Consider the following 12051-nt stretch of genomic DNA (forward strand, 5'->3'; position numbering starts at 1 on the left):
CTTATTCCTGCTCATCTCGATAATGCGTTGAACTAGCAGAGATGTTACGCACCTCTGCCTGCCTACGCAAGAACTCGTTGCGCTCACGTTCCTCTGAGGCAATATCGTCCGCTACATCAGCAAGTGAATTCCCTTGTTCATCGGAATGATGACGATGCCCACCATGGCTCTCAAACACTTCACGCGCTCGCCCACCAGACTCAAACTGACCAATGATGCCCCGCTCTTCAAGCAGATCTATCAGGCGCGCCGCACGTGAGTAGCCGACGCGCAGGCGACGCTGAAGCAATGAGATTGAGGCTCGCCCATGCTCGCGCACAACCTCCTCGGCACGATCCAGCAGGTCATCATCCAGTTCATCATCAGTGCCATGATCCTCGGACTTCAATTCCCATCCCGGCTCTACTGGTTGAAGTGTGGCAGCAAGCGTGGGATCATTCTCGGACTCACTTGCCAGAGCAGTCGCCTGGTGGCGCCAATATTCAACCAGGCGCTCCGCCTCTTCGTCAGCCAGGAATGCTCCCTGAATACGCTCCGGTCTCCCCACATCAGCAGGCAGGTAGAGCATATCACCACGCCCTAGTAGTCGTTCCGCACCACCCATATCGATAATAGTGCGTGAGTCAACCGCAGAGCTGACCATAAATGAGATACGTGTCGGGATATTGGCTTTAATCAAACCAGTAATTACATCAACTGAGGGACGCTGAGTGGCAATCACCAGATGAATACCAGTCGCGCGCGCCAATTGAGCCAGGCGGCAGATCATAGCTTCCACCTCATCTGGTGCGGCCATCATCAGATCCGCCAATTCGTCAATAATAATCACAATGGCTGGCAGATTGTTTAGAGAGGTATCCCCCTTAGCGAGTCGTTCACGCCGCATCTTGCGATACCCATCCAGATTCCGCACGCCCAGTTGTGAAAAGAGGCGATAGCGGCGCTCCATTTCGCTGATAGCGTTCTTGAGCAGTGGTACCACTTTCTCGACTTCAATGACTACAGGTGAAAGCAGATGAGGGACGCCCGCGTACATGTTCAGCTCAACCATCTTTGGATCGACCATCAGCAGACGCACATCATCAGGTGTAGCCTGAGTAAGGATGCTAGCGATAATGATGTTAATCATTACCGACTTACCGGCTCCAGTCGCACCAGCGATCAGCAGGTGTGGCATACGGGCCAGATCGCCAACTTTAACTTGCCCCGCGACGTCGCGCCCTAGGGCCACGGCGAGTTTGGATTTACCCTTTGCCGTCTGGTATTCTTTGGTCTCCAGCACTTCACGTAATGTAACCAGGCGGCTATTCTTGTTAGGGATCTCCACACCGACATAGGGGCGACCAGGCACAGGAGCCTCCATACGGATCGTTTTGGCCTCCAACACCAGTGCTAGATCATTTTGCAAGGCCATAATGCGGCTGACGCGCGTGCGCGTCTCATAGACGATATTGCCAGCGGCGTCGAGCACAGGGGTCATCTTGCCTGTTTTATCGTCTTTCTTCAGCGCAGGCTTGCCTGTAGGGCGAATACCAAAGCGAATGACAGTTGGGCCAATGCTGATATCCTCTGGACGTACCTCCGCGTTCACACGAAAGCTGTGCAACGTCTCCTGAATTAGGCGAGCCAGCTCAGCAGTATCATCGCCATACATCTGAAGCTTTGTCTCATCCATGTTATTTAGAAGTTCCGTATCTGGCAACTTCCATCTTGAGACAATATTGGGCATAGCCTGCGCGGGAACATTCTTTGCGGCCTTACCAGTTGATGAGCTTTTCTGCTCATGAGCGGGAGTAGCGGTTTGCATCTGGCGGCTTGCCAAACGTGGATTAGGCGCGAGAGGTTCCATTGAGCTGGCCGAGTTTTGTGGGTCCCGCTTCGCTCCCTTGCGACCACTGGCGCGACGAGAAGCACTCTCCTCAAAGGGTAGCTCCTGCTGGTTAGCTCCACGTACTGAGGCAGCATAGCTCCTGGCATCAGGTGTGGGCGGGACCTTCAGATCACGACGAGGAACTAATCCAACATGTTGCCTATGCAGGTTAATATCGTTCAGTGGGTCCTCATACTCATCCAAATTAAAATCCTGCTCAAACTCAATAGGCTCCTCCACTTCTTCGACATGTCCTGCCATTCTTTTCGCAGTCGCTACAATTCGCTCGACTTGCACACGATCATTCGGGATAGTTGGCGTCTCATCAATCTCCTCCTCCTCCTCCTCATCAATCTGTGGACCTATCTTGATGCCAGAACTGCTACCAAAACGACTGAAGCGTGGACGTTGCCCCAGGAAAGAAGAACGCCTCTTCTTAGGGCGCTCTTCCTCCAGAAGATCATCTGAGGCTGGCTGCGGATCTGCTATCAGGCGCTGGAAGAAACGCACCACAAATAATACGTGGCCAAAGGTAAGACGGAAGGTAAAGATAATGGCGATTACAAGCAGTCCAAATAAGCTGACATGTGCCACTACAGGCGGCCAGCCCAGGAAGGGCAAAATAAGCATATCAGCCAGTAATCCAGCCTTGCCAGCCCCGAGCAGCAAACGGCTCTCGACAAGCAGGAGCAACCAGATGGCGATAAGACCCCAGACCAGCGACCAGCGAATCAGGCGCTCATTGCGCATTCCCTCACGCAGATGAGCGATAGCGAAGACAAACAAGCCCACAGATAATGGATAAACTGACCAGCCCAGGAGGAGGAGAAAGAATTGCCCAATATTTTTCAAAACAGGAGTCGAACTAAATACTGTAATAGAGCCAAGAAGGAGCAGCGCGAGCAAAATCAAAATAACGCTGAAGAAGCGCTGCTGTTGATGAGCTTCAAGCGCGTTCCATTTGGCCTGTAGCCACTGCACAAACTTGATATCGCCAGAGCTACTGGAAGAAGTGGAAGTCCCCGACGCACCTGAGGAGCGGCCAGATGTGCCACTCTTTTTACCGGCACTTGACACAGACTTACCGCGCCCACTTCCTGAGGAAGCGGGTGTACGTGTCGTCTGCCCCCGCCGCGAAGGCGGAACATTGGTGCGCTGCTCCATCTGAGCCTTCTGAATACTCTGAGAGCCTAATGCTCCAGCAGCGCTACTGACACGCGACGCACCAGAGGCGGGCTGTCGCTTTGAATCTTTCTTCTGATTACCACCTGCCATAATGTGGTTCTCTCCTTAGTACCCAACACCGGAGTCAAACGTTATGATAGCGCAGATGTTCAAAAGAAGCAAGTAGCAAAACAGCCGCATTTTTCTCAGTAGAGCTTATAGCGCCCGGTGAGGCATATACATTAATGAGAAGTAGGCGGGACAGGCAAGGCATTTCCCTGCCACAATTGCAATGCTCCACTGCGCAGTGCTAGAAAGAGCGTTTTACCATCAGGAGACCACTGCAAGATGCTGTATGCAAGCATGTTACTGGCTATACTCCCCCCATCGCTGCTAACGGACACGGCATCGCTTTTTAGCATACGACCAGTGACGCAATCATACCACTCTATATGATTATTCTGACGATTAAATGCCGCGAGCACACGTCCATCGGGTCGCAAAGCGAAGGTCCGTAATCCAGGCGCGGTAACCTCCTCCTTCGCCAACGTAGCCAGAGCCTTGTCATGCACATCAATAGCTGGTACACCTTCCAATGAATAGCGCTTGATCTCATCCTTATTCAAACCAGTGTTGCCCGGCATAGTAATTCGCACATTCCAGTACAGTACCGCTAGATAGCGGCCATCGGGAGACCATGAGATACATGCAGCACTCCATATGTACTCTCTCCTTGCCTTAACGGTCCCGCTACTCACCACATGCATACTACCGGGCTGCCAGAACGTAAAGCCCTCCCCGTTATGCGGCGACCCAACGGTCAGATCCTGAGTGCTCTGGCTAATGCGTGTCACCAGGTGCCCATTAGAATCCCATTGCAGACCAGCTTTCGCGCTAGCATCCCACATACGCGCATCTTGCGGAACCAGTTTCCCCTGCGGCTCATCCCAAACCTGAGACAGGTAAAAAAAGCGCGTGCTTTGCACATTGTTTCCGGGCACAAGTGAGACTGTAAGATGTAAGGGAAAACTCACTTCAACCAATCCAGCCAGCATTTGAGAGGCGATCGCGCCTCGCTGAGCAGTAGGCGATGAGCTAGATCGCATAATATAGAAAGCGCAGATTAGCTTTTTGCCATCAGGCGACCAGCTAAGACCTAGATATGAGATACCATCACGCACTTCCTGAGCAGTCAGGCTTAACTTGCTTGCCTTTTCAAGGATAGCCTGGGCTAGCGAGATTTGAGCCAATGGTTTCTGTGAATGCGCATCAAAGAGCCTTATATTCGCGCCCTCTATTTTGTTATTGGCGCGCGAGAACACAGCGAAATTGCAATATTCACGTTCCATCACTGCGATGATCTTTTGATTGGGGGAGAGTTCAGCAGCACCAATGCAGGAACTCGTCGTTATTGCACTGACTGAAGAAGGACTTGAAGGGAGAGAGAGGAGGCCAACCAACCCGGCCCAACCACCACTCATCAAGGTCAGGGTGAGCAAACCCAACAGAAAGATCATCACAACAATGGGCATGCGAACCTTCTGCTTAGGCCAGAATGACGCCCATTCCAACAGAGTAGCATCATCTAACTTCTTGCTTGGTTTATTCCGCATCTTATACGACCTGGATGGGGTACGCGAAGGCTTCTCCACTTCATGTTCAACATCATCAAGGTCAACTATTTCCAGCTCCAGCTCCTCATTATCGGGCGGATCTGAATGATTATTCAATGGCGTCATGCCTTTTCCGTTCTTCGCTCACTCGAAACTACGCGTACGACATTGGCAATTACTACTATATGATAGACTGCATAGTTATACAAGCGACAGAAGTACAGTCATGAAACGCTTATCAGATAGCTTACTCTACCTCACTATACAAACGATTCTGTCTCAAGGCTGACACTCATTAGCAAGAGGACAATTTGTCAAAACTGCAATGATCCTAAACACGAGTCTGCTCTCCTACTGCAGTGAAATCGTTGTATGATGTCACATAGAATGATACATACTATGGAGGTCGTCAATGAAACTTCTAGTGACTGGTGGAGCTGGATACATCGGGAGCGTCATGACCAAGCAACTTGTCGAGGCTGGACATGAAGTAACCGTGATGGATAATTTTACTAAGGGCCATCATCAAGCCGTACAATCGCAGGTACGCATAGTAGAGTCAGACTTGTTAGATCCTCAAAGGCTCAAAGAGGTTCTCAGCGAGGGCTATACAGGCGTGCTGCACTTCGCGGCACTTTCGCTGGTTGGTGAATCCGTCACTCAGCCAGAACGCTACTACCGCAACAACGTCGTGGGGACACTCAACCTGCTCGATGCCATGCGTGAGAATGGGGTTAAGAGGTTAGTCTTCTCATCAACAGCGGCAGTCTACGGTGCTCCTGAAGGGATACCAATTCTCGAAACATCTCCTACACGCCCAACCAATCCATACGGCGGCTCAAAATTGGCAGTCGATCAAATGCTTGGCTTTGAGGCAGAGGCCCATGGACTGGCAGCAGTAAGCCTGCGCTACTTCAACGTCGCGGGGGCTAGCGGCGACATTGGTGAGCTACACAATCCCGAAACCCATCTGATTCCTCTAGTATTGCAGGCAGCAGCGGGCAAGCGCGAATCCGTCCAGATCTACGGCACAGATTATGCCACTCCTGATGGAACGGCCATTCGAGATTACATTCATGTCGAAGACCTGGCACGCGCACATACAATAGCCTTCGAGCACGCACAAGCAGGCAGGCATACAATCTATAACCTGGGCAACGGCAAAGGTTTCTCCGTACGCGAGGTTATTGAAACAGCACGCCGCGTCACAGGTAAACCGATTAAAGCTATCGAAAGCGAGCGACGCGTGGGTGATCCGCCAGTACTTGTGGCCTCTAGCGAGAAGGTCCAGCGAGAACTGGGCTGGCAACCACAGAAGCCCGAGCTAAGTACAATGATCGCTGACGCCTGGAACTGGATGCAGACGCACCCCCAGGGATATACAAGCTAACGACATATAGGAAACAAAAGAAACGGTACGGGGGCTGCTAATGGCAACCCCCGTACCGTTTCTTTTGTTTCCTAAACTTCCATGACGACCGGCAGAATCATCGGACGGCGGCGAGTCTTCTCATAGAGATACTCACTCAGCGTACTTTTGATCTTATCCTTCACAAAGGACCAGTCAGAGCTATGTCCATTCAGGTTACTCAACGATGCCACGACACGTTCGCGGGCGTTCGCGAGCAATTCCTCAGCATCACGCATATAGACAAAGCCGCGTGTCACGATATCGGGTCCAGCAATGGGTGCACCAGTCTCTTTATCGACCGTGAGCACAGCCATCAAGATGCCATCCTGTGAAAGTACTTTGCGATCACGGAGGACAATCTGACCCACATCGCCAACACTCAAGCCATCTACATAGACATTGCCTGAAGTGACATGGTCAACCAGATCAATACGTTCTGGTGAGACCTCAATCACATCGCCATCTTCCGCGACTACGATATTCTCCTCGGCGATACCAAGCGAATATGCCAGCTTAGCATGTAAGATCAACTGTCGATACTCACCATGAATTGGCATAAAGAACTTCGGTCGCACCAGACTCAGCATGAGCTTCAGTTCTTCCTGTGCAGCGTGACCGGAGACATGCACATTCGAGAGCCCCTGATAGAGCACATCCGCCCCCTGTTTAAACAGGTTATTAATGGTGCGATGTACCATCTTCTCGTTGCCCGGCACAGGAGTAGCAGAGAGGATAACTGTATCTCCCTCCTGAATGCGAATCAAGCGATGATCCTGGTTAGCGATGCGTGTCAAAGCTGAGGTTGGCTCCCCCTGGCTACCGGTGCAGATAACCACAATCTGTTCAGGATTGAACTTATTGATATCTTCAGCCCGGATAAGCATCCCCTTTGGCACCCGTAGATAACCAAGCTCGATTGCCATCTGCACATTGTTAATCATGCTTCGGCCTGTCAGAGCCACAAAGCGCTCGTAACGCTCCGCTGTATCAACCACCTGCTGTACACGTGAGATCAGCGAAGCAAAGGTAGCCACAATAACGCGCCCCGGTGCATTCGCAAAGATCTTATCGAGCGAATCATTAATAACACGCTCTGAAGGTGTATAACCCGGAGACTCAACGCGAGTGCTATCACCTAACATAAGCAACACGCCTTCATTGCCTAGACGTCCTAGCGTCCCCAAATCGGCGGGTTTACCATCGATAGGTGTGTAATCGAACTTGTAGTCACCAGTATGGACAACGGTGCCAAGTGGCGTGCGAATCACAATACCAACTGCGTCAGGAATACTATGATTGACACGGAAGAACTCGACACCACATTCACCTAATTGTAGTGAAACTTCAGGTGAGATAACATTAATAGCAACTTTATCGAGCATACGATGCTCTTTGAGTTTGACCTGTATCAGCCCCTGAGTCAGGCGTGTTGCAAAGAGGGGAGGAAAATTGAGCATAGGCAAGATGTAGGGGAGACCACCAACATGATCTTCGTGACCATGGGTTATCAATATTCCACGTATACGATGCTTCTTATCAGCAAGATAGCTCGCATCAGGGATAACCAGATCCACACCAAACATTTCGTCATCGGGGAACATCACGCCCACATCCACAATCAAGATGTCGTCATTGTACTCAACGACCATCATGTTTTTTCCAACTTCACCTAAGCCACCCAGGGGTACAATACGAATTTTACCCTTTGTCAATGTATAAAGGACCTCCTGATATACTCTATATATCACGTTTTAACAAACGTTTATTCAATTTATGTATCTTCACTCCTGCATTCTCCCGCAGGAGGTAAAGCCAAAATAAGCTATAATATGCCATTTGACAGTGTAACATAGCAAACATAAAAATACAAGCCAGAGTGCTTACTAGCCCACCGCCTGACAAAGGAATGAAAGCTTTTTCCCATGCCTGGTATAACTTCTTAAAACACAGGGCAAAGGTCCTTATCGCGATGCCTCAAGCCCCCTTACCATCTTCCAAGAACATATAGGAAATCGCTATAATAGTCATTATCGGCACAGGCGTTATCTTTCACCACTAAATAGAACAAATTCGAAGCGGAAAATCTTTCATTGCCAAGCCAAATTTTCTCTCCTCGCGGCGGCAGTAGCGTGAAGATTCTTATGCAGAGGTAACTTTTGAGAAGCCTGGAAAAGAAGTCGCAAAAGGGCTTGACGATTCGGGGGAGACCTGCTATAGTATGACCTACGCCAAGGTAGCTCAGTCGGTAGAGCACAGCACTGAAAATGCTGGTGTCGCCGGTTCGATTCCGGCCCTTGGCACCTTCGGTATAAGAAAAGCCAGTCTAAACAAGCTTGTAAAGCCTGCTTAGACTGGCTTTTTCTTGACCTTAAAAGCACAATGACATCAAAACCGCTTTTAGCGGTCGAAGAGGTCGTCCAATTTCTCCATTGCCTCTTTCTGCATAGTTGGAAGTATGTGTGAATAGGTGTTCAGTGTCATTCCAATTTCACTATGCCCAAGAATCTCCTGCACAATCTTAGGATGAACCCCCTTAGAGAGTTGCAACGTCGCTGTGCTATGGCGTAGATCATGGAAACGTATATTCGGAAGGCCGACCTTTTCTAGCGGCTTTTTCAAGCGGCTAATCCTAAGAACGCCGCGACTGAAATCAATATCTTGCCACTTGAGCCCTACAGGCGCGGTAGCGCATGCCTTATGATTCTCTTTACACACGTGCAAGGGCTCGCCGAATGTTGGGATTTACAACATATTTTCTCACTCTTCTGCTAGTGGCAAAGCAAGAGAAATACTCCCTTCTTGCTCACTCCAGATCCGTCCCCTATGCTCGTGCAAAATCTCATTACACAGTACATGACAAGATTCCAAGTCACCTTGTTCAAAGTCCCGCATCTCTGCTTCAAACACTTCATCTCTTCTAGAGGTGAGCCCCAGCAGATCACTTCTGAGGCGAAGCGTTACTTTCGCTTCCCGACCTATGGGCTCAAGCTGGATCTCGGCAGGCACAATATCAATATGTCCTGCCACTATATAATTAAGGAAGAAATGTTCCAAAAGCACCTGCAGCCAGAAAGGATCGCACATAACAAAAAGGGGTTGAGCAGGCGTGTTCACTTGCACGATATAATCGGGACAGAGTGAAATGCGTTGCTGGATGACCAGTCCAAGTAAGACCACGAGATCGGTTCGGATGAAGTGTTTACAGAGTAGCTCATTTCTTGCATCGGGGGCAACATCACGCAGTTCAAACAGAAGATTTTTCATGCGCATTTCTCGATCTTGCATCGTCTGCAAATAGCCTAACCAGCGCTCATCTCGATCTTGCCGTACATCTCGTGCTGGGGATGAAGCCTCTTGCTTCTGCTCTGAGATCGCGTGCTGTAACCGGTATCGATATCCGGAAAGCACAGCTAACCCATTGCCGAATTCATGATGGATCAGTTTGAGCAGCGCATAATTGATCGTAGCCTCTCTATTGAGAGTAGCTGTTCTAATGCGCTTGACCTGATCACTTTCGTTTGTTGCCATGTTTGTTTTCCTTTCTCTCCCCACGCTTTTTCACTTTTGCCAAACCCCCTCTTGCCTATACTATGACACGAGTTGGAAACGTTGTATTGGCAAAGCCCTTCTCTCTCGTTGCTATCAGCTAGTTTTCCTTTTCCATCCCACTAACGCAACTATACGCTTTTTACAGCCTCAGGCTCTGGGAAGACGACAGACCAGTACACCGCGCCGCTTCTGGTATCTGGCTCCCCTTTGACCAGATGCAGACCGCCGTCATCAAACTGAGTGCCGACCTGATAGGAAAGAACCTTGCCCAATCGCCGCCGAAAGTCACCTTTCTAGATGTCTGCCAGGTCATCTGGTAAGGCATTATAGAGCCCTGCCAGGGTACTCTTTCCCCCCTCAACAAGAGAACCGGCTTTCATGTCTTTGGCAAGGACAGATGCCAGGATATGATCCTGGTGATAATGGGCGTGCCAGGCGTGGAGGAATGCCGACCATTGAAGCGCGTCTTCGTCTTGCTCCTGCAATGCCTGTGCATTGGCTAAGAAACTTTCTGGAAACCCGCGTTCGAGAATGCCGCCAATCGTATTGACCCATGCTTGGAAGCTGCCCATTTTGATAGGTTCGCTGAGAGACGGTTTTGCAGCATCATACCAGGCACGAACCAGGGTCAGCAGAACAGCGATGATCTCACCACGATGGGCAGGTATCCACGTCTCTAAGTCGTGTTTGAAGCCGCCGCGCGTCCAGGGCTTGGCAGTTCTGGCATCCATGCGTATCCAATAGCAGCGGCGGGGAAGGTCGCCGCCGAGCTGAATATTGTTTCCCGTCGCCATCCAGGTCGCGCACTGGGCATAGACACCGTTACGGCTCTCTCCCAGAATGCGTTCCTTGACCGTGTGCGAGATCAGGGCTGAGTCCAGGCTTGCCGACTGGAGCCGCGCTTTGATGTTATCAATCGTCGTCGGTGGGATGCTCAGGAACAGCAGGCAGGTTCAGTGACGGAATCGGCGCGTAGTAGAGCCTGGCCTGTTCGTCATAGCCAGGGGGTCGTAATGAGTGTCCCATTTGGACGGATCACAGGAAATTCAATGATGCTATCGAGTAGAGGAAACGGCCAGTTTCCCAGGGTCAGAATATCCTTGACCATCGCATCTGGTGGTGGAGCGTGCATGAGGCCTTTGACCGTCACCGAAAGGAGTAGCATCCTCCTTTCATTGAATGCGCTCCAACTGACCATGTCGCACATAAATTGGCGTTTGTGCGTCGACTAGGTGGGAGATGGCATCCGCTGGGAGTTCGCGCCAGGGGCGATTTGAGACCAGCACCCCTGGCTATCCATCTGCTTGCAGCATTTTGGCGAATGCCGCAGTTAGTTCTTCATCCAAGTGGATATCTCTCCTTACGTGTAACTACAACAGGGCACAAAAAAGGGCGCATGTTACTAGACCGCGCCCCAAGTTCCTCACCATTGGAACAATAACCAGAAACCAGGAGTAAGAAGGGCAAGGAACACGACAAGAAAGCCGATTGCTTTGATCCAACTCATGAACATGTTTCCATCCTTTTCCAAAAGCAAAACAGGATAGCTGCTTGTGCTTTTATTTGATCTCCTCTGTGCCTGATCCGTTTTATTACAGAGAATGATAACCGAGGAGCTTACGATGCAACAATCAAGGATCACACGATGCCCTGAATGTGGGGGAGAACGTGTTTGGGTTTCAGTTTTCATACATATGAGCGGCTCCAGCGCTCTCTGGCTTAAGCAACCCAAACGTTCTGTTTCAATTTTCAATCAAAGTGATAACATATCTGATACTCAAGCGCTTACCTGTATGAATTGTGGTCACACGACGCTTTATGCAAGTGAACCTGATAAACTCATACCAAACGAATAACACATCGTTCATAAGAGCACGGCCCCACTTACTTCATGCCCTTTGTTTCTAAGCCACAATAATTAGCGCTACAGGGCCGATATATTGAGATATAATGAGTCTAGTCTGTACTTCGAGAGAGGAAGGCCTATTATGTCTATAACGCCTGTGATGTTAATCGCTGCTCTTGCCGTGTTTATCGTGGTTATTCTCAGTGCTGTCTTGACTTTCATTGCTATACGCCGGCGGATGTAGCTTTTGCGTTCTGGTATCAGGCCAGCCCTTACAGCGTGCATGTATAAGAGCTGGTCTGATACCATTTTATTTCTGCATTCTTCTTTCGTCTTACTCTTTGCTTACAGCTTCTGTAGCACACTCCCCACACATGCACCCGCTTGACGCCTTCACGACCCAGGAAGGGAGTCACTAGGCGCATCGTTTCCCGAAACACGGGCAAGATTTGGGCTGGTAACTTGCCAGTGATGCGCCATCCACCCAGGCCGAACACGTCGCCATCTTCTAGTAGTGACTGGTGTATGCGATGATCTAATGGAACTTCAATCATTGGCCATCCCATCGCCCTCTTCGCGACTCCTTGAAATGGGAATG

Annotated in this window: 10 protein-coding genes and 1 tRNA gene; 2 read left to right on the forward strand and 9 right to left on the reverse strand. The window is 50.2% G+C overall.

Annotated elements, in window-relative coordinates; translation table 11 throughout:
• Nucleotide 1 precedes the first annotated feature (1 nt).
• Nucleotides 2-3145, reverse strand: a complete 3144-nt coding sequence (locus K3T82_RS11085) for an FtsK/SpoIIIE family DNA translocase (RefSeq protein WP_220193530.1) — start codon at nucleotides 3143-3145, stop codon at nucleotides 2-4.
• A gap of 131 nt (nucleotides 3146-3276) precedes the next feature.
• Complete coding sequence (locus tag K3T82_RS11090; protein WP_220193531.1) at nucleotides 3277-4773, reverse strand: WD40 repeat domain-containing protein; 1497 nt, start codon at nucleotides 4771-4773, stop codon at nucleotides 3277-3279.
• Between the two features lie 286 nt (nucleotides 4774-5059).
• On the opposite strand from K3T82_RS11090, the gene galE reads away from it, so the two are divergent.
• Nucleotides 5060-6037, forward strand: coding sequence for a UDP-glucose 4-epimerase GalE (gene galE, locus K3T82_RS11095; RefSeq protein ID WP_220193532.1), 978 nt, complete (start codon nucleotides 5060-5062; stop codon nucleotides 6035-6037).
• A gap of 71 nt (nucleotides 6038-6108) precedes the next feature.
• On the opposite strand, the gene K3T82_RS11100 is transcribed toward galE, so the two are convergent.
• On the reverse strand, nucleotides 6109-7770 hold the full coding sequence (locus K3T82_RS11100) for a ribonuclease J (RefSeq protein WP_220193533.1): 1662 nt from the start codon (nucleotides 7768-7770) through the stop codon (nucleotides 6109-6111).
• Nucleotides 7771-8285: 515 nt separating this feature from the next.
• On the opposite strand from K3T82_RS11100, the gene K3T82_RS11105 reads away from it, so the two are divergent.
• A tRNA-Phe gene (locus K3T82_RS11105) sits at nucleotides 8286-8358 on the forward strand.
• A 97-nt stretch (nucleotides 8359-8455) separates the two neighbouring features.
• Here K3T82_RS11105 and K3T82_RS11110 read toward each other — a convergent pair.
• The 6 genes from K3T82_RS11110 to K3T82_RS11125 form a co-directional block, all read right to left on the reverse strand.
• Nucleotides 8456-8677 (reverse strand): tyrosine-type recombinase/integrase, encoded by a 222-nt coding sequence (locus K3T82_RS11110; protein WP_236031100.1) that lies wholly within the window; start codon nucleotides 8675-8677, stop codon nucleotides 8456-8458.
• A gap of 138 nt (nucleotides 8678-8815) precedes the next feature.
• Nucleotides 8816-9586: a histidine kinase gene (locus K3T82_RS11115; protein ID WP_220193534.1), complete on the reverse strand. Its 771-nt coding sequence runs from the start codon at nucleotides 9584-9586 to the stop codon at nucleotides 8816-8818.
• 149 nt (nucleotides 9587-9735) lie between these two features.
• Nucleotides 9736-9879: a hypothetical protein gene (locus tag K3T82_RS47620; RefSeq protein WP_236031102.1), complete on the reverse strand. Its 144-nt coding sequence runs from the start codon at nucleotides 9877-9879 to the stop codon at nucleotides 9736-9738.
• Nucleotides 9880-9900: 21 nt separating this feature from the next.
• Nucleotides 9901-10401, reverse strand: a complete 501-nt coding sequence (locus K3T82_RS47625) for a hypothetical protein (RefSeq protein WP_236031104.1) — start codon at nucleotides 10399-10401, stop codon at nucleotides 9901-9903.
• A 200-nt stretch (nucleotides 10402-10601) separates the two neighbouring features.
• Nucleotides 10602-10772 carry a hypothetical protein gene (locus tag K3T82_RS47630; protein WP_236031106.1) on the reverse strand — a complete coding sequence of 57 codons (171 nt, stop codon included), beginning with the start codon at nucleotides 10770-10772 and terminating at the stop codon, nucleotides 10602-10604.
• A 953-nt stretch (nucleotides 10773-11725) separates the two neighbouring features.
• Nucleotides 11726-12019 (reverse strand): hypothetical protein, encoded by a 294-nt coding sequence (locus K3T82_RS11125; RefSeq protein WP_220193535.1) that lies wholly within the window; start codon nucleotides 12017-12019, stop codon nucleotides 11726-11728.
• Between the last annotated feature and the right edge of the window lie 32 nt (nucleotides 12020-12051).

The sequence above is a fragment of the Ktedonospora formicarum genome (genome assembly GCF_016587355.1).
In the GTDB taxonomy this organism is placed as follows: Bacteria; Chloroflexota; Ktedonobacteria; order Ktedonobacterales; family Ktedonobacteraceae; genus Ktedonobacter; species Ktedonobacter formicarum.